The organism is Alkalihalobacterium elongatum (genome assembly GCF_019024285.1).
GTDB classification, from domain to species: domain Bacteria; phylum Bacillota; class Bacilli; order Bacillales; family Bacillaceae_F; genus Alkalihalobacterium; species Alkalihalobacterium elongatum.
Map to the genome: position 1 here is coordinate 548,062 of NZ_WMKZ01000001.1, position 21,948 is coordinate 570,009.

21 protein-coding genes and 1 tRNA gene are annotated in these 21,948 nt (G+C 33.1%); 4 read left to right on the forward strand and 18 right to left on the reverse strand.

The features are described from left to right. The first annotated feature begins 25 nt into the window (after positions 1 to 25). Positions 26 to 1,078 (forward strand): selenide, water dikinase SelD, encoded by a 1,053-nt coding sequence (gene selD / locus GKP30_RS02810; RefSeq protein WP_216827854.1) that lies wholly within the window; start codon positions 26 to 28, stop codon positions 1,076 to 1,078. A 65-nt stretch (positions 1,079 to 1,143) separates the two neighbouring features. Here the strand turns inward: selD and selB are convergent, their stop codons facing one another. After that, positions 1,144 to 3,039 (reverse strand): selenocysteine-specific translation elongation factor, encoded by a 1,896-nt coding sequence (gene selB, locus GKP30_RS02815; protein WP_328703110.1) that lies wholly within the window; start codon positions 3,037 to 3,039, stop codon positions 1,144 to 1,146. Positions 3,040 to 3,170: 131 nt separating this feature from the next. Between selB and GKP30_RS02820 the strand changes: the two genes are divergently transcribed. Continuing rightward, positions 3,171 to 4,463 (forward strand): ATP-binding protein, encoded by a 1,293-nt coding sequence (locus tag GKP30_RS02820; protein WP_216827855.1) that lies wholly within the window; start codon positions 3,171 to 3,173, stop codon positions 4,461 to 4,463. Positions 4,464 to 4,499: 36 nt separating this feature from the next. Here the strand turns inward: GKP30_RS02820 and GKP30_RS02825 are convergent, their stop codons facing one another. Together GKP30_RS02825 and GKP30_RS02830 are read right to left on the reverse strand one after the other, a co-directional pair. Next, a complete protein-coding gene (locus tag GKP30_RS02825) occupies positions 4,500 to 4,958 on the reverse strand; it encodes a divergent PAP2 family protein (protein WP_216827856.1) in 459 nt (152 codons plus the stop codon). Between the two features lie 127 nt (positions 4,959 to 5,085). Next, positions 5,086 to 6,225: a DUF3900 domain-containing protein gene (locus GKP30_RS02830; RefSeq protein ID WP_216827857.1), complete on the reverse strand. Its 1,140-nt coding sequence runs from the start codon at positions 6,223 to 6,225 to the stop codon at positions 5,086 to 5,088. A gap of 151 nt (positions 6,226 to 6,376) precedes the next feature. Here GKP30_RS02830 and GKP30_RS02835 point away from each other — a divergent pair. Continuing rightward, positions 6,377 to 6,473 (forward strand) — tRNA-Sec (locus GKP30_RS02835). 103 nt (positions 6,474 to 6,576) lie between these two features. Here GKP30_RS02835 and GKP30_RS02840 read toward each other — a convergent pair. Next, positions 6,577 to 6,927 carry a tyrosine-type recombinase/integrase gene (locus tag GKP30_RS02840; protein WP_216828088.1) on the reverse strand — a complete coding sequence of 117 codons (351 nt, stop codon included), beginning with the start codon at positions 6,925 to 6,927 and terminating at the stop codon, positions 6,577 to 6,579. A 97-nt stretch (positions 6,928 to 7,024) separates the two neighbouring features. Between GKP30_RS02840 and GKP30_RS02845 the strand changes: the two genes are divergently transcribed. Continuing rightward, positions 7,025 to 7,594: a tyrosine-type recombinase/integrase gene (locus GKP30_RS02845; protein WP_268884652.1), complete on the forward strand. Its 570-nt coding sequence runs from the start codon at positions 7,025 to 7,027 to the stop codon at positions 7,592 to 7,594. A 512-nt stretch (positions 7,595 to 8,106) separates the two neighbouring features. Here GKP30_RS02845 and GKP30_RS02850 read toward each other — a convergent pair. The 14 genes from GKP30_RS02850 to GKP30_RS02920 form a co-directional block, all read right to left on the reverse strand. Then, a complete protein-coding gene (locus GKP30_RS02850; protein ID WP_216827859.1) occupies positions 8,107 to 8,427 on the reverse strand; it encodes a hypothetical protein in 321 nt (106 codons plus the stop codon). A gap of 351 nt (positions 8,428 to 8,778) precedes the next feature. After that, the gene (locus tag GKP30_RS02855) at positions 8,779 to 9,159 is read right to left on the reverse strand and encodes a hypothetical protein (protein WP_216827860.1); all 381 of its coding nucleotides are present in this window, start codon (positions 9,157 to 9,159) and stop codon (positions 8,779 to 8,781) included. Positions 9,160 to 9,515: 356 nt separating this feature from the next. Then, positions 9,516 to 11,231 (reverse strand): KAP family NTPase, encoded by a 1,716-nt coding sequence (locus GKP30_RS02860; protein WP_216827861.1) that lies wholly within the window; start codon positions 11,229 to 11,231, stop codon positions 9,516 to 9,518. Between the two features lie 390 nt (positions 11,232 to 11,621). Beyond that, entirely contained in the window at positions 11,622 to 11,864 is a 243-nt protein-coding gene (locus tag GKP30_RS02865) for a hypothetical protein (RefSeq protein ID WP_031537207.1), read from the reverse strand. Beyond that, positions 11,849 to 12,616, reverse strand: a complete 768-nt coding sequence (locus GKP30_RS02870; protein ID WP_216827862.1) for a hypothetical protein — start codon at positions 12,614 to 12,616, stop codon at positions 11,849 to 11,851. The genes GKP30_RS02865 and GKP30_RS02870 overlap by 16 nt, the downstream gene beginning before the upstream one ends. Positions 12,617 to 12,767: 151 nt before the next feature. Continuing rightward, the gene (locus tag GKP30_RS02875) at positions 12,768 to 13,343 is read right to left on the reverse strand and encodes a hypothetical protein (protein ID WP_216827863.1); all 576 of its coding nucleotides are present in this window, start codon (positions 13,341 to 13,343) and stop codon (positions 12,768 to 12,770) included. Between the two features lie 580 nt (positions 13,344 to 13,923). Further along, positions 13,924 to 14,676, reverse strand: coding sequence for a phosphotransferase family protein (locus tag GKP30_RS02880; protein WP_216827864.1), 753 nt, complete (start codon positions 14,674 to 14,676; stop codon positions 13,924 to 13,926). Positions 14,677 to 14,783: 107 nt separating this feature from the next. Continuing rightward, complete coding sequence (locus GKP30_RS02885; protein WP_216827865.1) at positions 14,784 to 15,401, reverse strand: NUDIX hydrolase; 618 nt, start codon at positions 15,399 to 15,401, stop codon at positions 14,784 to 14,786. 94 nt (positions 15,402 to 15,495) lie between these two features. After that, a complete protein-coding gene (locus tag GKP30_RS02890) occupies positions 15,496 to 15,705 on the reverse strand; it encodes a hypothetical protein (RefSeq protein ID WP_216827866.1) in 210 nt (69 codons plus the stop codon). A gap of 79 nt (positions 15,706 to 15,784) precedes the next feature. Continuing rightward, positions 15,785 to 16,318 (reverse strand): hypothetical protein, encoded by a 534-nt coding sequence (locus tag GKP30_RS02895; protein ID WP_216827867.1) that lies wholly within the window; start codon positions 16,316 to 16,318, stop codon positions 15,785 to 15,787. Between the two features lie 191 nt (positions 16,319 to 16,509). Beyond that, positions 16,510 to 17,007 carry a hypothetical protein gene (locus GKP30_RS02900; RefSeq protein ID WP_216827868.1) on the reverse strand — a complete coding sequence of 166 codons (498 nt, stop codon included), beginning with the start codon at positions 17,005 to 17,007 and terminating at the stop codon, positions 16,510 to 16,512. Positions 17,008 to 17,391: 384 nt separating this feature from the next. Continuing rightward, the gene (locus GKP30_RS02910; RefSeq protein WP_216827869.1) at positions 17,392 to 17,826 is read right to left on the reverse strand and encodes a hypothetical protein; all 435 of its coding nucleotides are present in this window, start codon (positions 17,824 to 17,826) and stop codon (positions 17,392 to 17,394) included. 321 nt (positions 17,827 to 18,147) lie between these two features. Then, positions 18,148 to 19,809, reverse strand: a complete 1,662-nt coding sequence (locus GKP30_RS02915) for a UvrD-helicase domain-containing protein (protein WP_216827870.1) — start codon at positions 19,807 to 19,809, stop codon at positions 18,148 to 18,150. Beyond that, positions 19,794 to 21,926, reverse strand: a complete 2,133-nt coding sequence (locus GKP30_RS02920; RefSeq protein ID WP_216827871.1) for an ATP-dependent nuclease — start codon at positions 21,924 to 21,926, stop codon at positions 19,794 to 19,796. Before GKP30_RS02920 ends, GKP30_RS02915 begins: the two co-directional genes overlap by 16 nt. Positions 21,927 to 21,948 lie beyond the last annotated feature (22 nt).

Sequence of the window (21,948 nt, forward strand, 5' to 3'; positions counted from 1 at the left end):
GCAAAGTCGGAAGGAGGGGACAGTAATGGACGAACGTGAGAAAATCCGTCTTACAGCGATGTCGACAAAAGCTGGCTGAGGATGTAAATTAGGTCCAGGAGACCTGGCACAAGTTTTGTGTCATTTACCTAAGAATATTGAAGATCCAAATCTCCTTGTCGGTTTAGAGACGTCAGATGATGCTGGCGTTTATAAAATTACAGATGATCTTGCCATTGTTCAGACAGTTGATTATTTCACACCAATTGTCGATGACCCTTATATGTTTGGCCAAATTGCTGCTGCCAATGCATTAAGTGATGTTTATGCAATGGGTGCAACACCGAAGACAGCCTTAAATATCGTTGGATTCCCTATTAAGAAACTCCCAGAAGAAATGCTTGCACAAATTCTTTTAGGAGCAGCAGACAAAGTAAAAGAAGCTGGAGCTGTTATTATTGGCGGTCATTCAATTGATGACCAAGAACCTAAATTCGGCCTTTCAGTTACGGGATTTGTTCACCCTGAACGTGTATTTAAAAACTTCGGAGCTAAAAACGGAGATGTGCTTATTTTAACTAAGCCAATTGGAGTTGGGATCTTAACAACAGGAATCAAAAGAAATGCTGTAACAGATCAACAAGAAGCAAAAGTGACTGAAGCGATGGCTACACTAAATAAAACTGCTGCTGAAGCATTGACTTCATTTCAACCAAATGCTGTTACTGATGTCACAGGCTTTGGGTTATTAGGACATGCTTTTGAGATGGCAAAAGCAAGCGAAGTTAGCTTTATTATTGACCATACTACTGTACCTTTATTGAACGGTACGTACGAATTAGCAGAAAAGGGAATTATTCCAGGGGGTTCTAAAGCAAATGCAAAGTGGTTAAACGATTTCGTTTACTATGACGAACCTCTTACAGAAAGTATGAAAGCGATACTTTGTGATGCAATAACTTCAGGTGGGCTACTAATTAGCCTCCCAGAACACGATGCACAAACCTATATCAATGAATTACTTGATAAAGGAATTGAAGATGTAAGTATCATCGGAAAAGTAATTGCCAAACAAGAAAAAGCTATTTATGTAAAGTAAGATTCCCCTTTACATATTAAACGCCAGGCAGACCCCAAACTTTAGTCGGAGGTGCCTGGCACTTTTTATTTCCATACTCTATTTTGGTCTTTACGACTCGTATATCCTAAACGATCTAGAAGCTCTAACAAAGGTACGAGATATTTTCTTGAGACATCTAATACTTCTTTTGCATCCTTTAACGAAAATTCTTCACTCGTTCCATTCTTTAAATTTGTGACTACATCCTTAAGTACTTCTTCGTGGATAAAGTGCTTCTCATCAAGGCCATACAATTGCTTAATTCTCACCAAGAAATGCTTTATTTCCTCATGTAGTGTTTGAGGAACTTGCTGTTTTTTAAACCATTCTATTAACGGTGATACATTGACCCCTTCTTCCTTTAATCCTTCACATATAAAGTCAACACGCTTTTCCCATGTTTTTGGAACAGAAGGTGAATATTCTCTTAATGCAAGATATGGACCTTCTTTTTTCAGTTCCTCTTTTTCAACACCAGAATAAATAAAATATTCGAGAAGTTTTATTTTTACACTTGAGCTAAAGCTCTGAACAATCTCTGCCTTCTTTTTCCCAATTTGCATCGGGTTACAATCATGAAATTCTCTTAACTCTTCTTTAATTTGTAGTAAAATTTCTTCATAAAGAGACATTAACGTAAACTGTCCCCTCACCCATTCGATGAGCACACTCTCATTTAAAAGCTTTCTTATGATAGGATCCAATTCATCTTCTTGGATCCCTGCTTGAATTATTAACTCCTCTTGAGTAATGGTCTGGTGTGTTTTGATAACTTCTATAATAATATCTCTTGGTTCTCCGACTTGTTTTCTTTTTAGCATTTCTATGGTTCTTTCACCAAAGCGATACTTTTGACCATTTGGATTAATAACCATCCCACCACCAATTGTTTCCACAGGTGACGGACGCCTTAAAATAAACCGATCACCCCTTTTTGTAACAACGGGTTCTTCTAGCTGCAACTGACAAAGAATTTCTTCTTTTTCTTTTAGTTGATTTCGGTCAAACATGATGATTTTACCGTAAACTTCTGCAGTTCCAATATGTATTTTGATATAACCTCTTTGCTTAACAGGATATTCTAAGTCTTTAACAACTTGTAATGATACATCTAGTTGCGTCGTTACCGAATAATGTTGTGATGAAACGAGGACATCTCCCCGCTTAATCTCATCTATTGATAAGCCTCCAATGTTAATAGCTGCTCTTTGCCCTGCAATAGCTACTTGAACTGGCTGATGATGAACTTGTATTTGTCTTGCTCGTACCTTTTGTCCTTGGGGCAGAATTTCTAGAAACTCTCCTTCTTGAACCTTTCCTTCATAAACTGTTCCTCTAACGACCGTACCTTGCCCATGTACTGTAAATACTTGATCTATAGGCAAACGAAAAGGGCCAATAACATTACGTCTAGTTACATCGTTTAGTCCATCATGTATTAATTGCTTTAATTCTCCAATTCCTTTCAAGCTAGTACTATCAACGTAACATAAAGGCGCTTTTTCGAGAAACGTTCCCTCACAATGAGAGCGAATATCGTCTTCTACTAAGGCAAATAAATCTTCTTCTACTTTATCAACCTTGGTTACAACAATAATCCCTCTCTCAATACCAAGTAGACTTAAAATTTCAATATGTTCTTTCGTTTGAGGCATGACAGCCTCATCTGCAGCGACAACGAGTAAGACAAGATCAATCCCAGCTACACCAGCTATCATTTGTCTAATAAATCTTTCATGTCCTGGTACATCAATAACCGAAATCATAAGCTCACTAGAAAGCGGAAAATAGGCATAGCCTAATTCTATTGATATATTGCGTTCTCGTTCTTCTTTTAATCGATCTGTTTCCATATTAGTCAGCGCTTTAGTTAATGACGTTTTTCCGTGGTCTATATGCCCTGCTAATCCTATCGTATAATGATTTCCGATCTTTACCACCTCAACTAGCTAATTTCACCTTATTATACCTATATTTAATCAGAAGCTAAAAGATTTACATTAATATCTTATTATTTATGGATAAACAAGTGTTATAATAATTTTTGAATCCATTAAGGAAGGCGGATAGTATGAACGCATTAATACGTTTATTTAAATCAAAACCCTATTATAAAATCCCATTATTATATATTGCGTTAGGGCTCATCTGGATACTAAGTACGGATTTAGTCCTAACCTATATGGAACAATACAATAATTTAAACACTATTTGGAGGACGTTTAAAGGATGGTTTTTTATCATCTTTTCGGGTATTTTATTTTTTATATTATTTAAAAATCAATACAAGATGCAACAAGTTGAAGAAGAGCGTGAAATGCTTTCCTCATTTATTAATGCCATGTCAGACTTTATCTCTATAAAAGATGGCGAAAATCGTTGGCTCGAATTAAACGATTTTGCTTATAAACTGTATGACCTTAATGAGGAAGACTACTCTGGAAAAAACGATGCTGAGCTAAGTCAATTATATCCTAGCTACCGTGACCATTTCCTAGAATGTGTAAGAACTGACGAGGAAGCATGGACAAAAGGAAAACCGATTCAATTTGAGGAAATTCTGCAACTAGAAGAAGGGGAAAGAATTTTTCAAGTTATTAAAGTTCCTCTATTCACAAAAGAAGGAAAGCGTAAAGCCCTATTTGTTATTGGTAGAGACATTACTGACATAAAAAAAGCAGAAGACTTGATTGCAAAAAATGAAAAACTATCTGTCGTTGGCCAGCTAGCAGCTGGGGTAGCTCACGAAATTCGTAACCCGCTCACATCATTGAAAGGCTTTGTTAAGTTAATTCAAGAGAATAAAGGGGACAATAACTTTTATTTAGGTATTATGGATAAAGAACTAGAGCGAATTAACATTATTGTAAACGAGCTCCTATTAATTGCAAAACCACAAAAAGAAGCATTCACCAAAAATAATATTGTCAGTTTACTTCGCAGTGTTATTGATTTAATGACGTCTGAAGCAAAAATGTCTGGTGTTAAGTTAGAGATTCATGCTGAAAACAACTTACCCCTCATAGATTGTGAAGCTTATCACCTAAAACAAGTATTTATCAATATTATTAAAAATGCGATTGAAGCTTCAAAAGAAGGCGATGTAATTACTGTTAGAATTTTTAATGAGAAAGACAAGATATGTGTCCAAGTTATAGATAAAGGCTGTGGTATCGAGAAGGAACGGCTCCAGAAAATTGGCGAACCATTCTTTACAATGAAAGAAAAGGGGACTGGACTAGGTATGACTGTTTCTTATAAGATTATTCAAAATCATAATGGTTCTCTTCATATTGATAGCGAACTAGGTAAAGGAACTAGCGTTACAGTTCAGCTACCAATTGAAAATAAACAAAAAACCTAATAAAAAAAGAGGCTATTACTCCAGTGGAGATAGCCTCTAATTTTTATTTAATAAGTAACTTAACGCTCCCGTAAAAGCACCTAATAAAGCTCCAGCAAATACTTCTCGTGGCTGGTGCCCGAGCATCTCTTTTAACTTTCGGTCCTCTTCTTCATGAGCAGCATGCCTGTCATGTCCTGCTAACCTTTCAATTTCATCATCAAGATGATTTACCTTTATCGATAATTCCCCCGCTTGTCTTCGAATACCTTGTGCATCATACATAACAATCATTCCAAACACTGCTGCTAAGGCAAAATCGACAGAAGTAAATCCCTTTTTTAAACCAACATAAGTAGCTAAAGCAGTTACTCCTGCAGAGTGTGAGCTAGGCATATTCCCACTTTCAATTACAGATTTCCAGTTCCACTGCCCTGTTGCTTGTTTATTTAAAGGAAATTTTAGCAATTGGGCAAGACCAATCGTCGCTACTGCCGTCGTAATTTCTTTATTCATCGCTCCACCACCTCACCCTTATTGTCTGCCATCAAAAAGTTTCTATGCTGATAATTTGAAACTTCATCCATTTAGGTGTTGGTACAATCGAATATTAGCCCTCAATTTTAAATTCTCATTCAGCCGACTACTTCCCAATCTTATCGATGATATCTTTCATCTCATTCGGTCTTAAAAACTCAACAGGTGACGCCCCTTTGCCAAACTCAAGCTTGTCCCCTTCTAATAATACATAATAACGACCATTTTGTTTTCCTATATGAACGTTGACACCAAAGTCAGAAAGAAGTGCTTTAATGCCAATATGGTCCAATTTAAACGATAAGTCTAATTCTGGAATTTGCTCGACAAGATGATAAGACGCTTCCATGACTTGTTCAGCTGACCACTGCTCTTGGAGTTCCCGTTTTGGCGTTGTCGCCCATACTTCCATCGTTGTATCGAAATCTGTTTGTGGTGCTGGTGATGGCGCTTCAGAAGGACTTATAGCTTCCGTTTCTTCGGTTTCTACCGTTTCTTCTTCCTCAGGCTCTGTAATTTTCAGGTTAGGCATAACTCCCGTGTCTTCATAATACTGCTTTGCCAATGTAATCACTTGATCTTTAACGATTTCAGGCATTGATCGCTCATACTCTACAAACTTTAGAAAGTCCTCAAAATATCGGGAGTGAGATGATTGGTGAATTTTCAACTCCCATTCTTCGACCATCCCTTCTTCTGGCATAAAAGGGTATTGGATCGATTTCATATTTTTGGTTGTAATCGCCATTTCTACTTGTTGTATTAAGCTTCTTTCATCCGTAATCGTTGCCACTTTAGGCTCAAAGTCACACTTTAATACGAAGACAAATGGCTCATCAAAATACTTATTCAATTTCGCTCGCGCTACAATTAACGCTCCGCCCCGGATCGAACTCGTATCCATATAAGACCTAACCAATTGTTCACAACTATGCTGAAATTCGTCCGACGTAGATGCACTTCGAATTTTATTAAATTGATTGTAGTTTGGGTTTGATGCTAAATCATAGCCCTCTTCTACAAGAAATCGCCCAATTTTCGTAGGAACTTGTTCGGATTTAGGATGTCTTTCAACTTTTCGTTTGGAAATCTTCATTAACTCCCCCTCTAAAAAATCACTTAGAGGATGATTAGAGTAAGTTACTTCATCTAATGTTTGATAATGTTTATAGCTTTTAGCCCCTTGTTCACCCTGTTCTTCACTATCAATAACAAAAAATGATAAATATTGAATATCAAAATCCATTTTACTCACCTAATTTATGTATAGATTGATAACTTTTTAAGTATAGGTATTGAAGACTCTAGCGTCAACCTAATGTTTCAAAAAAACAACTCTTGAAAAAACATGACATAAAATACTATAATAGTGTTTAGTTGTCCACAATTTTCTATACGGGGCTGGCTGGGGTACTGGTGTCCCCCAAGGTCTTCAAAACCTCTCGAGAGGCACGTGCTGTCTCTGGTGGGTTCGATTCCCACACAGTCCCGCCAATTGCTTATATATCAAGGGTTTTGAGAGTTTCGATACTTTCAACCACAACCTACATACATGCATAAAATCGAGCAATGGGTGCCCTAGAGGTGCCCATTCTTTTTAGAATGCGTCATCGAACGCTTGAGCAGCACCATCTTGGAGTAATGGGTTTACATGACTATACAGGTCAAGTGTAATACTTACTTTCGTATGTCCTAAGCGCTCACTGACCACTTTGGGATGAACGTTGTTTTGAAGCAAAATCGTAGCATGACTGTGGCGTAAGTCATGAAAACGACTATCCGGTAAACTTGCTTCTTTTACAGCTTTTTTATAGGCTCTTCCTAAATCTCTTACATCCAAATAATTTCCTTTCGTGTTGTAAAAAACCAGATCATTTGGATTAAATGATGGGCCTAACTCTTTTTTCTTTTTTACAAATTTTTCTTTATGACGTTTTAGAAAATCAATTAGTTCCTTAAAGAATTTTTTTCGTTTTCTTTATGAAATGGAACTTATCGAAACGCATCCTATGGCATATTATAAAAATCCCTATTATCAACGCCCCATGAAAAACACTGCATTATCCAAAGAAGAATGTCTAAACTTGTTACATGCTGCACTGAAAAGAGACCCTTTCTTCCGGCAAGATTTCGTATTGGTTTGGTTTATGCTTATAACAGGTTTAAGAAATTCAGAAACAAGACTCATGCCGTTAAAAAATATCGATTTGGAAACAAGAATGGTTATTCTCAACCGAGAACAGAAAGGTGAAGTACGTTCTACCACAGTTACAACAGCGTTAGCAGCTGAATTGCAACGTTATGTTGGACACCCATACTTTAAATCTTGGGCTAATAGAAACGAAGTTCCAACTCTATTCTTCTATAAAAACAAACATTTGTCAGCAAAGCAGCTACAAAAAAAAATAAGAGATTTATGTATTGAAGCTGGCTTATCACGTACTGTTACCCCACACGATCTAAGACGAACTGCTGGATATCTGATGCAAACTAGTGGCATGAACATCGTTGAGATCCAGCACCAACTTGGCCATAAAATACTGTCTACAACATTAAGGTATGTTCCGCCACTTGATGAATTGGCAAAAATTTTAATGGATACTGAAATCAATTAGGTACAAATGATTTTTTTGAATCGAAACAATGAATGGGAAGACAACTAGCGGAAGTGTCGTAGGAGTATGGAGTGAGAGTGAATACGGGAGGGTTTGGAAGAAAGGTATTACCAGAAAGCTAACCTCAAAATAAAAAAATGACAGGAGACAGTGAAAAGGAATTATTCGCTGTTTCCTGTCATTTCGCCGTTTAATTACACCCTACATGGTTGAATTTGTTTTACAGGAAATTTTTCAATAAAATATTAAATAAAGAGTAGGCGCATTCACACTTTTTTATAAAACATAAACACAAAATTCTTTATAACTCGGTAAATAATGGAAAATTATTCTACCTTCCTCATCAATTCAATTGTATAGTATTAGTTAGAGTATTAGTTAAATTATTAGTTAAAGTATTAGTTAAAGTATTTTTTGCTTACGTCATATAATTAAACTAAATAGTCAAATATTAGATTTACCCAGATAAGGAAAAAATTGGAGATGGCTAATATGAAGGAATATTATTTTGATCAGGGGAAAACGGAACAAGAGAGTAGCCCCATACGTATTGCCAAATTTGAAATTGATGAGTTACTTTTAATTCTTGCAGGGTTAAACATTTTGATAATATCACTTTCGCTTAATTCGTTAATTGCTCTCATTAAATTTACTCTATAGACTCGGCAAAGTTGCTTTAACAAAAGACTAAATGCCATTGGCTCTCGAACTAATAACTCTGCTTCTACCCATTTTTTATAGTTCCCTCTACGCCGGATGTACTCTTTCTCATCTATTCTTTTATATAGAAATTCTTCAGCTAATTCAAGTGGACTTTTGAAGTCTTTATCCATATTTCCCTCCTTACTTAGTGACTAAAGTTAAACATAGTGTACTAAAATTAAATTTTGAATTGTTTTGTTCCCTATAAATAGGGAATAACTTTTTACTTGTCTTTAATCTTAGGTTGTATAACAATTATAAAAGGGATCATTTAGATTTTGTCGCACCAAAAATGTTGTGTAATAGCACCATATATAAGGAGGTAAACAATGAGTAGTTATTTTCAGACACCACCTGTTGATACAAATTGGAATGATGATTTCGATTTTGTTAAACAAAAATTTTCTTGGATTAATATTGAACTTATTGATACTATCCTTGAAAGTTTGCAATCTCCTCTAAAAGGGAAAAATTCTACAACTTTAAGTTTCCAAGAATTTAGCGATACCATAAAATTTATAGTATATGTTGTTCGTTAAAAAAAGTTTATTAATAATCTTTTTTGTTTCAGTACAGAAATTTGCTATTGTATCCAATTGATTTCTTATACCGTGAAAACTAGCATCAAATGGTCGGTGATTATCTGAATCACTCTTTGGACCTCTTTCTATTAAACTGCTTAGTTCATCTACTGTTTCATACATATACTCTAGTTTTGCTCTTAGAGTTTCTTTTTTCTCCTTCCTGTCACTTATCCACCTTTGAATTAAAGCACCCAATATAGTTAATAGACCACCGACAATTACACCCATTAAAGGAATCAAATCCTTTATTAGACTTGTAGTTATTTTTTCTTCCTCCATATTAATCCTCCAAAGCTCTAATCTATTTTGAGAATACTATAAACTTGGAATTGTTTACTGAGTTAGTTATAAAAAGGTTCAGTAAATTATGCAGATCCTCTCCGTAGCTTAATTATTTATTTTAATTTAACGCGCGGTAATATTTATAAATTTACGTTCATCGTTGTACTTCTCCTATACTTTAAGTATATTCTTTTACAGATTCACCGAATTACTAGTAAGAAAGATGACAAACCCAAAATTGATTGTTTCTAGATGTGTTACTAGTATTGTTTTACTGCAAAGCAAGTGGATCTGTTGGTTTTTCTTCCAATGAACAATATCCTACCGTTAAACCAATCTTAACCTCACTTTTGTTATTGAATTATACCAAATAAATGGTTTAATCTATGCTGAAGCATCTTATCATTTTTGGTTTCTTCTAAGTCAATAAAAAATGCCAGAAAAGTACCATAATAACCTTCTTGTTCCCAATCTTGGTTGATGTTTTTAATTAGCCTATTAATTCTGTGACACCAGTTCCAAAGTTCTTCAGTAATCTGCCCTGAAGGGATAGGAAAAAAGTATCGGTTTTCACTCAGGGATTTTAATATTTTATCCCTAATTGTCTTTTCTTTAAGAGAAATAATTGAATCAGATAAATCTTTTATGTAAGTATATTTGTGGTAAGAACCTTCATAAAAGCATTTCTCTATACGTTGTAATAATTGGTTATAATATTCGATTTTAAACTCTTCATTTATCAACCTTACTACCTTTAAGGCTTCTTCACTTTCAATATGAAAATGCCATAAATTAATTTCATTTTGAAAAGCATTCTTTTCTATATCAATACTTTGTGAAATATTGTTTTTTACGTTAGTAACGATTTCCTCATTACTAATCCCAAAATCCACTGATAAAACATCACACCATGCAAAAGAAGTAGATAACCTAGATATAACTTCTTCAATTGATTCATTACCGTTTATATTTTTGATATAATTTCTTGCATGGTCAATAAGTTCAAGTATCTCCTGTTCGGAAGAAAAGAAATTTCTTGGTTTCTCTTCATAGCTATTAATTGAAGTGATTATATTAACAATTTTTTCTCTTGAATATGAACCTGTTTCATACCACTTTTTAATATGATGAAAAATATTTTTACTCATCGCATTATCCAGTGAGTTTTTTAAAATATAGTTAGTTAAATATTCTATAACTCCACTTTCTCCACTTGTATAATAAGCATTTCTAAAATCGCTCTTAGTTTCTTTAGTATCAAGTAAAATCATTTCACTTTTGTGTTCGATATTATAGAAAACTGTTGCATAACACATACGGTAGAGATCATTTGTGGTAAATTTTTCAGTAAAGACTTCCTCACCCAGGATATCCACTACTTCTTTTATAAAGAGGTTTGTCTTTTCAAAAGTCCTCAAGTTATTAAATTTAAAGTTTTCTGCTAGAACACTTATGACGTTCCATACTTGTTCTTCAAGGATATTAACAGGTGCATCATCTGCATATTCCTCTATCGTGTAGGTTCGATCGATAGCTTTCTCTTGATACTTTTTAAAAACTTCTTTGTCCTTTTCCTCCATTTGGTCTTTAGCTGCAATAAGAACCGTTTTTATATTCTCTATTTTAGAAAGGCTATCAATTAAGCCTAATATTTCTTTTATACTAAGGTTATCGTGTTTCCTTTCTAAATCATCAAAAATAATTATAAATGTTTCTTTCTTTTCTAGTTCTTTATTTAGGGTATTATTTAAATCCTCAATAACTGGCATTGAGAGAGATACCCCAGCGAATTGAATGTTTACACTAGTTAATTTTTCCCTTAAAACACTAGAAGCTTTTTTTAATGTACCTTGGGGAGTGTTTTCAATGATACGAAAATATATTTCTTGAATTAAACTATCAATATCCTTTTTGCCAAATAATGATACATAACAAGCATTCGAGTATTGATTTTTAAAATCGGTAACATATTTAGTCTTTCCGATTCCCCAGTTACCATTGATTAATACCCTTTGATAACTGGAGTCTTTTAAATGATTTAGTACAGTAGTTATTTCATTTGCTTTCATTTAACCAACCTCCGAAACTACAGCCATAAGAGTTTAAATTAATGGTAACTAATTCACTTAAATAATAACATAACTTTATTCAATAGAAATAAAAAACAATATGAATACATGGGTTAATCGTCCAATGTAAAATGAAAATGTTATGTGGAGTGATACCAAACTGTCATAGTTGTAAAGATTTAAACTGCACCCTCTTTGAAATTAAACTGGTTCAATATAATCACAAAAATAATTTTTATTTATTGTGAATTTCAAAGTAAGACCCATACTGCGCAGTATGGGTCAAATACGAAAGACGACCACCCATAAAAGTGATCGTCCCTAAGATATATAATCATTACCAGTATCGTTGTACTGTGCGGCAAAGATCTTGTTATAAATGATAGTTCTTTATTTATCAAGTCTATAGTACAGTAATTCCATTGAATAACCTTGAAGAGAAATGCCAAGTTCGTTTTCTGTTTTAACCATTTGATGGAAGTGTTCTGGTACTGCATCCTTTCCTCCAAGGAAAAGCATTTTGTCAAGTTGTTCTTCTTTTAAATAAGTGACCCTTCCAACTTTAAGCAAATTATTTATTAAACCACTATATATATTAATTGCAACTGCTCTAAAATCTAGTGGAGTAAACACATATTTTTTTCCCAAACCCATCTTTCTGTTTTCTGTTTTTTAGCAATAAATTTTAAAGCATCCCCACGTTCTTCTAATTTAAAGGTTTCATCTACACGACCAATGGTTAATCCTTGAGTATCTGTAGATACGGTTAATCCATGCTTAAAAGCATTATAATCATATACAGATATAAAATCTTTGGCTGCCCATTTGATCCATTTCATCAATATGTCTTTTGCTTCTTCCATACTAATACCCTGTTGGCTAAAAGTTTCTTCTTGGTAATTACCATAAAACACATATAAAAGGTTTTCCACAACAGTGAACTGCGTATCATCATATTTATAATTATCTTCAAGTAATTCTGATACTGTTTTTTTGAACTTTCTAAAATCAGTATCCCTTGATATTTCTAACCATGGACATGCAGGGATAGATACATGGGCTAAAAATAATCTTAGAAACGTTTCGAGACAATGGTAATACGTTGTAGCTAGTTCCAGCCGTGCAAACTTCTCAAGCTCATTTTTTGTCAAATCATCTTCATCAAGTTTATAGCTTAAAACACCAACCTTAACATCTTCACCATCATGAAGCACATCAATAAATTTATCAGGGTTGGACAAAATTGAAGATAAAAGAACTAGTTTAGTCCCGAAGTAATCTTTTGCATAATCATTATAAAATTCTTTATTTAAATTATATATCTCCTGCTCAGCTAGCCCTTTATCTGGACCAATTTTAGTAGGTGGCTTTTTCCTTTTACCCAATTGCCTTCCTCCTTAGATACTACTATCTATCTTGTTCAGCTCGATTGAGCTTTTTTTAATAAAACGATATATTCAGATATCACAATTCATTTAGTAAATTAACTATAGTCATAATTGTTCCATATGGTGGCTTACTCACTATTGCTTTAATCTAAGAAGCAAGTTCAAAAATGCGCTTTTGTGTTTCAAGATTACGCTGCAGATTTATAATTGGACTCTCAAATTGCGAAGGTGTTTCTTTCTCTAGACTGGTTAGTTCAATCGCATTATCTACTGCAAGTTTTTTTGTGTACTCATACATTCGATTCAAAAGCACATCCAACTCCTCAATTGAAAGTACTACTTCAAAATTAGGATACATTTTCAGTTCACCCAAACATTCCATCATATCTGAAATTATCTCCATTGTAAGAGCACCCTTGCGCACAGCGTTTAGGTAGACCTTTAGAGCTTCTCTAAATTTTACGACAACATCAGGCTCTTGTTGTTTCTTTGATTTAATATAACTTTTTACACCGGCCATACCTAACTTACCCACCATAAAAAGGGGCTTCCTATACTTCCATCCATAGTATAAAGTAGCCTCCAACTTGCTGACAGGTCTAAGAAGTTTTACAATTTGCCCTTTGTTATTACGAACCTCGCCACCAAATATCTTATAATCTCCCGTAGTAACCTTCTTCATTATTTCATCAGGTATGAAAAAGGCTTCTTGAAAAATCGCCATTCGAACAACTCCTTTTATATATCTCGTCGGCTTAACAACCGACTTTTAATCCGCAACTCGAAAATGGGGGGAAAAATATCCAATGACACTAGTTATTAAAGACTTTAAACACCCTACTTGCCCCAAACTCAAATACCCTTTTTTCTTGATTCAACATAGAACAATATTGTTCCTTCTTATGGAACTAAACTGCCCGTTATTTTATGTGAAAACCTTCACAATATCAAGTATCTTTATATAAATAATACCAGAAAATAACAAATTAGTTCATGAAAAGAGTAAAAATACTCGTATCTATTCTCCGTTTGTTAATCTATACTAGTTTGGAATTCCTTCTGCGTAGTATCGGTCTTTTATTAAAAGTCAAGTATATAATTAATACCTTTTATATTTTACTCAATTTATAAAAGATCACACATTATAAAAGGGGAGAAAGAAGAAGAATAGAAGAGCAGTTAATACATCTGCTTTACCTATTCTTTTTTGTACTACAAATGACCTCATTTACCACAACAACAGACTTGGATGTTGTGTCACTAACGCCTCCGTTAGTTTAATAGAAATTACGCACATAATGTTGTTATATTATAGGGCAGTAGTTATTTATTATCTCCATAAGTCGTTCTGAATTCTCCGAAGAAACACTTTCAGATAATCTTGCTCCAGCAATGATAGGAGCCCATTGAGAAACTTCAGACCTTAAAAGCCCACTCTTTTCACAATAAAGTCGTAAGTACATATCAGCTAATTCAGACGAAAATTGGGAATATAAAAGATATGTTCGATATATATCAGCACGAATATCTCCTGCACTCGAATCAACCCAATCTATAACTACCACTTGAGTCTCTGTCTTAATCAAATTAAATAAATGAAAGTCACCATGACAGAGCCTATTCTCGTATGAAAATGACCCCAATTTATTTAACATGTAAGATTTTTGTTTTTTATCTAAATTATTCACCGTTTCAATCTGACTGTACAATTTATCGTACATTGATTCGATTCCCTCTGGAATAATGCTATGAACTTTAAGTTGCATATCGACTGAAACATTCATGTAATATTCAGCTTGTTCTTTATTTTTGAACATTAAATCTCCTAATGTTTCTCCCTTAACATATTCCATTATGATTGCTTGTTCTCCATTTATCTTCGTAACTTCTAAAATCTTAGGTACAGGAAGTCCACATGAATAGGCATAACTTTGTTTATTAGCTTCTTTTATTGATTCAGTATCTGGCAAAAAATCATTAAAAATTTTAACTATTTTGTTATCGGAAAGATAAATCTTTGCAGTATTACCTCTTGCTATTGGATTACCTAAAATCATTGGGTTCTCTCCTTCTTCCACAAACCTGACCGTTAGTAAAAAATCTCCACTTCTTGTAGAAACGCTTCCGTTAGTGCAACAACTAGCTGCCATTTTCGCTTCTAAAATCAATCAAAATATACAGATTCTTGTGGATTATGTAAATGTTTAAAAGCCAAATTAATTTGTGTTTCCGTATTTCTAGCTATCGATAATGGTGGTAGTTCATTTTCAGCAAAAAACTCAACTGCACTCGTTTCAATTCCTTCTTTTGCTTGCCCTCCTATTAATTCACATAGAATAAACATTTTATAAATGTGATAGGGAGAAGGAGGGTGAGGATGACATCTCATATCGAGTACCCCTATCAATTTTATTGCTTTTACGTCAAACCCCGATTCTTCTTTTACTTCTTTGATAGCAACTTCGCTTGGAGTTAACCCTATATCGCCCCAACCGCCTGGTAACGACCAATCTCCATCTGTGTTTTCTCTTACCATTAAAATTTTATTATCTTTAAAGACAACAGACCTAACATCTACCTTTGGAGTTGCATAACCAGTTTCATTGGCAAACAAATCTTTTATTACTGTCTTACTAACGTCCGTATGTAGTGACAACATTTCAACGCTAATATTTCTAATCAATTCAAATCTTTCCAAGTCGTATACATCTTTCGAATAAGTTAATCCTGCCTGTGCAATGGATTGAAGTTGTTTCGCCCATTCAAGCCATTTAGGTTCCATATAAAATCACCACCAATAAATTATACCTAATATTACCATATCAAAGACCAATGATAGCCTATTAAGCTATGGCATTCGATAGTTGAAGAGTTGACTAATTATTTCTGTTATCTTCCATTATCCGTATATACTCTTCAAAATTATTATTAAATCTTCCTAATTCGTATTCATAACTTCCTTGATTTACATTGCTATTGGAAGAATCTCTAATAGCACTTGAAATGCTTAATGCAGAAAAATATATTGAAAAACTTAAAATAATTATTGCACCTGTTAATGCCAATCTCGGTTTACGTTCACTCATTTCTACCCTCTCCATCTATTTTAAATTTTAGTCTTCAACTAACGCTCTCCGTTATTTTTAGTGTAATTATTTACAATGTTTAAGAAAGGAAATTATAGTTAATCTTGATAAATGTAAACCATACTCCTATTGCTATTGCAGTAAAGACAAAAAAACTTCTCCAGTAATATTTTACATTTAATCTTTTTATAATCGTTTCCACAATAAAGAAGTTAATTGCTAAACAAAGTGAATAAATACCAAACAATGGCTCAATATAAATAATCGGAATTGACGAGATTACATATAGAACAAATGATGCTATGTCTCGATTTATTCCTTCGAGTCTCTTGATAAAAATATCAATTAACAAAGATACAGGTAAACCATATATCAATAGACCTCCATAAAAAAACATAGGAAAAATGGAATACGAACCTAGTATAACTCTTAAACTTCGATCTGATATTTCCTCAAACCCTGTCATATTTATAGGAAAAATAAAAGGAACTATTAGTGATGCTACTAAACCTGTTAGTATTAGAGTCAGAAACTTTCTTCCTAAAATTAACTTAACTTCCCTATAGGTATTTTTCTCAATACCTTTCAATGTTCGATCTATTAGGAATTGCATTATAAATATCCATACAAGACCCCCCCAATTAACAAGACACTATCCAGAGTAATCCCCCCAAAACCATATCATATTTTATACTTTGTTCTTCTTGAGTTTACCTGCTTCGTTTGCAGTACAGCGATAGCCTTTATTATGCTATCGCTACCCGTTAGTTGAATAATTATCCAATCTAATTGAATATAAATATCTTACTGAACTTCAATATTACCAACGAAAATATATTCAACATCACCATTATCATCCAGCCAAAAATCCAATCTTACGTTAGAGTCTTTATCTTGGTATTCAACAACATCTAATTCGTACTCATTACGCTCGATATAAGTCTGTCCATATGCTTTTATAACATCAGACTTACTATCTCCATAACTAATCCCTCTTTTAGTTTGCGTAATTATAACCATTACCCTAACTATTTCACCATTATCATTTATAGTGAGAAATGCTCCCGAATTAAGTAATAAATAGTTATCATTATCCAAGAATGTTTTCATCGAGTTCCTGTTCTCTTCGATGAAATACTTTTCCTTTTTATCTCGGTATAACCTTAACTTTTCAATATTTTCTCTACTCAATTCCTCACTCAAATTTATATTAATTTTGTTATTGACAATGACTGACCCCTCACAACCAATCATTGTTAAAACAATACAAAGTAAACAAAAAATAGCTAAGTTATTTCTCATTCAAATCTCCTTGTACACTTGTTTTTTAAAAGTAATAGAATCTGCAATTCTTATTCTGTTCCTTGTTTACCAAAACCCTCACCAAATTTGATAGAGTGTAACTGTCCATCAGTAGCCCAATTACCTCTTTCATATTCATCAAATAATACAGTTATTCATTCTTTTTTACATTAAGTGTTTTTACTATTTCATTAGTTATTGCTTCAACAAATTCTTTTTTTGTTCAAGCGTTCTACGCTTAGCAATTTTGACTGTTATTATTGGCATTTTACTTCACTCCTAATTAATTAAAAACGACTTTACTAAACTGCTCAATAGTTGAAGAAGCGACAGCTTTGTTCAGCTATCGCCCCCTTTAGTTGAAGAAAATCTGCTTATTATATTTCATTTTTCCAAGCTTAAATAAAATACTTCATATGCATCTGGCGACTTTAATATTAAATGGGTATATGCAATTAAACTCAAGCCAATAAACTCTTCTTCATCCTTTACCTTTTGATTAAATTTCTTTACATCAAATTCCACTGGCAAAAACAAAAGATAGTTGCCCGCAATTCTTTTCCACAAATTATGCAAGAATTCAATATCCTCTACACTGATGATTTTCGTAACAGGATTGGATTGAACATCCCAATCCCACCAGAGAATAGTGCACCTTTCCGTTCCATATACCTTTTTTATAAACTCAAATATATTTGACAAGATTTCCTTATTAGGTTCTCCTGAAGGATTATCAATTAAGACCTGTAATTTAGCCTTTTCTCTTGTATATTTCTCTAAGCCGATTATATCAAGAAAACCTTCGCTGGAATTTTCCACTTTATCACCTCGATTTAATCGTAACCAATCTCTTGTTTAACAATCCTGCTCCGTTACTTTAAGTACACTTTTTTTACAATTTCATTGCTTACTTCGTTATTTCAGAAAATCCTTTATAAAAAGATGGGGTTTGCTTATCCAGCTCCCCTGCATCTTTTATCAATAAGTGTAGCTTTACTATTATGTCTAAATATAATTATATGCACAGCTTCACATTTAAGGTTAATTCAAAGTGAGTAATAAACATACTGCCAACACATACATCATTTAAGTCCCAGAAACACTTTCCTACCCTATACAATTTTTTTAAGAATGAACTCTTTATCTTAGTTGTACAATTTCGAATCCTATTTTTTTAAGCTTCGACTTATTTTCTGCACTTACAGCTTCCAATTTTATTATTAATTTATACTGAGCTCTACTCATTGCAACATAGTAAACCCTATGAGATTCTTTATTCATATCAGGGTTTATTAGGAAATCTAGTTCTTTACCTTCCTTTTCAGAAGGGAGAGTTATACAAACAGTATCAAATTCTTCACCTTTAGATTGATGAATGGTTTTGAAGTCTATAGACCCAGTTTCCGTATTCTTTATTTGTGTAACAAGCTGTTTATATGTTAATCCATCGTATAATGCTTTTACTCTACCTCTAGTAATTTTACCTGATACTTGATAATGACCAACAATATATTCATTGTGTAAATGAGTAATATTTTTATTTTGAAAGTCATCGTAACTATTAAATAGTCTTCTTAGATTTTCTAAAGCTTCTTTTTCAGTAAATTCTTCTGTCTTCCGATAGGCTTGTCTCATAAATTTTATTGCCTGTTTCATATCAAGGTTTTTAGCTCCTTCCAGGGATTGAACTAAATAATATATTCTCCAACCTCTATCTCCGTCGGAATCTTCCAACAAAATATTTACATTAGTATGATTGATATTTTTATACGATAAAAACATAACCTTCTCGAACTTATCTTTTAAAAAAGTGTCTAATCCGGATTTATCTCCAATAAATATTATAGGTGCTGGACCTTCTAAATCAGTAGGTGAATGCTGCTTAAAATCTACTCTTTCACGCATATGGTTCAATACATTAATAATTTGATTTGTGGATCTTCGATTCCCAGACAAAATGTATACTTTCATATCATCTAAAGTAAATTCTCTAAATAAATCGACATTAGCACCTTGGAAGGAATATATAGATTGACATATATCACCGATAACACCTATATACGTTTCTCTCTCACCTACCATTTTAATAATTTCGGTTTGAATAGGACTTGTATCTTGAAATTCATCAATTAAAATATAAGGAAATCTAGCTCTTATGATTTTTAAGACATCCGGTTTTTCTTTTATTATTCTATAGGCAAAGTATAGGACATCATCGTGACTCAATTTTCCTTCCGACCAATGTAATTGTTTATAGAGAATGTATGAGTTTTTCTTAATCGAATATTCTCCAATTCGCCCATCAGTATATCTTAAAAACTTAAGAACAGGTTCTCCATCTTCTAACACCCATTTTAGTTTTCCCAATGCCTCTACTAAAGCTTTGTCATCATTAAAATGTAACTGCTGACTACTTGATTTAAATTCCCTTAACTGGCTCCTTCTTAGTTTAATTTCTTCGTGACCATCTATCTTATCTAAAGGAATTGAATCTTCATTTAAAAGCCACAGATATGGCTTAACAATGTACTTATAACAAAAACTATGAATAGTGCTAACTTCTGTAAAATCTGTACAGCCTTCTAACCTTTTCACAAGAGTATTTACAGCGGTATTAGTATATGTAATGCACGCTATTTGTCTAGTTTTCTTTAGCTTTCTTGAACTTTTGAGAATATGTCTTATATGGTTAGTCAAAAAAGTTGTTTTACCTGCACCTGGACCTGCATAAAGTTTAAAGTTTTCATCAACAGGAATTTCACTTATACTAGACTCTAATTCAATCGCTACAGAGATATCCATTTTATCGCCTCACTAATATAATCTGGAGGACTAATTAAATCCTCTTTATCTGTACTAATTAAATAGGCAATTTCTTGTGCAGCTTCTCCTTTTTTAACAGATAAAAGATACCTACTTGCTAGAAGAGCTATTTTATTATCTCTATGATCCTCTAAGACCCCAGATTGGAACGAATCCAGTAACTCAGTTTTAAATTTAGATTTCCTGATTCTTTTTATTATTTCTTCTAATGCTTCATTTCGATTAACCATCTCAAATAGTTCGGTTAACTCTTTTTTGTTAGAAATTGAACTTGTCACAAAAACATTAGTAGTTGGATTTCTTCTAATCAATTCATATTCAAAAGTCGAGCTCAACCCAATTGGTTGTGAGAATACCTTTATGTTAGATGAATAGCTCTCACTGTTATTTACAAGTTTATTCGAGATTTTGTTGTACTTGTATAATTCATTATTTAAACCTAAAAATATAGGTTGGCATTTTTCCCAATTGCTTGAATCACCATCTACTTCATCTTGTGTATCATCTGATGATTCTTCGTTTAATTTTTTTCTTACTGGATCTAGATCCGTAATACAAGCTATTTTTTTATTAATTGCATATGGAGATTTTTCAATATCAAATAGTTTAAGGAAATGATCGAAGTATCTACCCCCAATATTTATTACTGTTGTATGACTATCCTCCAAGTCTAAGCCTAGTTTCCTAGCAAACTCTGGTACAACTAGTTGTTCAGCTATCCCCTCAACTAGTATGATATTTTTAGCGAAAAACAAATCTGCCTTAGTTACATCTAAAAACCTTTTCACATAATCCTTAGACTTTTTATCCTCTTCATACTGGGCATTACCCTCTTTAGTTTCAAAAACTCTATGTGGGTAAGCAGCTTTTATTACGTCTTTAGATTCTTCAGTTTCAATATTTAATTTTTGAAGTACAATTATATCTTCAAGATCTAAAGCAGCAGTTATATTTGGAGAATGAGAGGTTATAAAAATCTGTCTTACTTCAGACTCTTTATTGCTTTTTAAAAATTGTAAAAATTTATATTGCATACTTGGATGTAAATGAGCTTCAGGTTCCTCAATTGCCAGAATTGAAAATACTTTAGAATTTGATCCAAGATACTCTCCAGAAGAATCTTTTTGCATTTTTGAAAGTAGTAAAGATATATAGATTAGATTGTTATAACCTAATCCAGTACTTGTTGCCGGTAATTTAATTCCAGTCTCCTTTTCTACAATTAACCTTAAAGCCGAATATAATTCAGTATCGAGTATTTCACCTTCAAAAATTGGCTTAGAGTTGTCGATACCCGCGCCTGTACTTTTTACATACTTCAAAATCTGTTCCTCACCTTGACTCATTCTATCTTTCAAAGATTTCAATAACTGCCGTGAATCTTGAGCGAAACTATCTTTTTTAAATTGAATTTTCTCTAGTTTTTCATTTTCATTTAAGTCTCTATCATTTTTAATATCATAGTCCATATAAAAATCAATTGCTTCTTTTAGAAGTGCATTGTTACCTTTAAATAGATCCCTTTCTACATCTCTTATCGCACTTAGAAATTGAAAATCGAATCTTGAGAGTTCTGAAGAATTCACCTGATTTTGTAGATCTGGATTTCCAACATAAATTCTGCTAACAAATTTCTTTAAAAAATGCTGTTCAATTGCTTTCCAATAATCATTGATATCAGTACTTATCATACTACCTATTAATTTTTTATATTTATCTACTTCATTCTCAGGCAAGAAAAATTCGAAAGTAATAATTGCCTCATAAGGAGTTCCGATATTAGTTAACCAGTTTGAGACAGTGACCAATTCATCTGAATAAGGTTCTTCATTATCCGATTCTAATAATTTTGCAGATATACAAATCTTTGGTGGAACAGATTTTAATTTTTCAATTTCAATATCGTGATTAAAATCATTGATATTTAATTTCTTTGTTGATTTATTATCAAACAAGATTTCTAAAGCTTTAATTATTGTGGTCTTACCTGCATTGTTTTGACCAATAATCACGTTGATTCCTTCTTTAAATTCAATCGCAGTAGGCTCACTAGGAAACCCTCTGAAATTCGTAACTTTTAGTTCTGATATATACATAACCATACTCCTTACATTTATA

Bases quoted from the DNA above. Each gene is read 5' to 3' on its own strand.
- GKP30_RS02900 (WP_216827868.1), bottom strand. From the start codon at position 17,007: ATGAGAAATAACTTAGCTATTTTTTGTTTACTTTGTATTGTTTTAACA.
- GKP30_RS02890 (WP_216827866.1), bottom strand. From the start codon at position 15,705: ATGAGTGAACGTAAACCGAGATTGGCATTAACAGGTGCAATAATTATT.
- GKP30_RS02820 (WP_216827855.1), top strand. From the start codon at position 3,171: ATGAACGCATTAATACGTTTATTTAAATCAAAACCCTATTATAAAATC.
- GKP30_RS02830 (WP_216827857.1), bottom strand. From the start codon at position 6,225: ATGGATTTTGATATTCAATATTTATCATTTTTTGTTATTGATAGTGAA.
- GKP30_RS02825 (WP_216827856.1), bottom strand. From the start codon at position 4,958: ATGAATAAAGAAATTACGACGGCAGTAGCGACGATTGGTCTTGCCCAA.
- GKP30_RS02860 (WP_216827861.1), bottom strand. From the start codon at position 11,231: ATGAAAGCAAATGAAATAACTACTGTACTAAATCATTTAAAAGACTCC.
- GKP30_RS02850 (WP_216827859.1), bottom strand. From the start codon at position 8,427: ATGGATAAAGACTTCAAAAGTCCACTTGAATTAGCTGAAGAATTTCTA.
- GKP30_RS02895 (WP_216827867.1), bottom strand. From the start codon at position 16,318: ATGCAATTCCTAATAGATCGAACATTGAAAGGTATTGAGAAAAATACC.
- GKP30_RS02875 (WP_216827863.1), bottom strand. From the start codon at position 13,343: ATGGCGATTTTTCAAGAAGCCTTTTTCATACCTGATGAAATAATGAAG.
- GKP30_RS02880 (WP_216827864.1), bottom strand. From the start codon at position 14,676: ATGATTTTAGGTAATCCAATAGCAAGAGGTAATACTGCAAAGATTTAT.
- GKP30_RS02920 (WP_216827871.1), bottom strand. From the start codon at position 21,926: ATGTATATATCAGAACTAAAAGTTACGAATTTCAGAGGGTTTCCTAGT.
- GKP30_RS02915 (WP_216827870.1), bottom strand. From the start codon at position 19,809: ATGGATATCTCTGTAGCGATTGAATTAGAGTCTAGTATAAGTGAAATT.
- GKP30_RS02855 (WP_216827860.1), bottom strand. From the start codon at position 9,159: ATGGAGGAAGAAAAAATAACTACAAGTCTAATAAAGGATTTGATTCCT.
- GKP30_RS02845 (WP_268884652.1), top strand. From the start codon at position 7,025: ATGAAAAACACTGCATTATCCAAAGAAGAATGTCTAAACTTGTTACAT.
- GKP30_RS02885 (WP_216827865.1), bottom strand. From the start codon at position 15,401: ATGGAACCTAAATGGCTTGAATGGGCGAAACAACTTCAATCCATTGCA.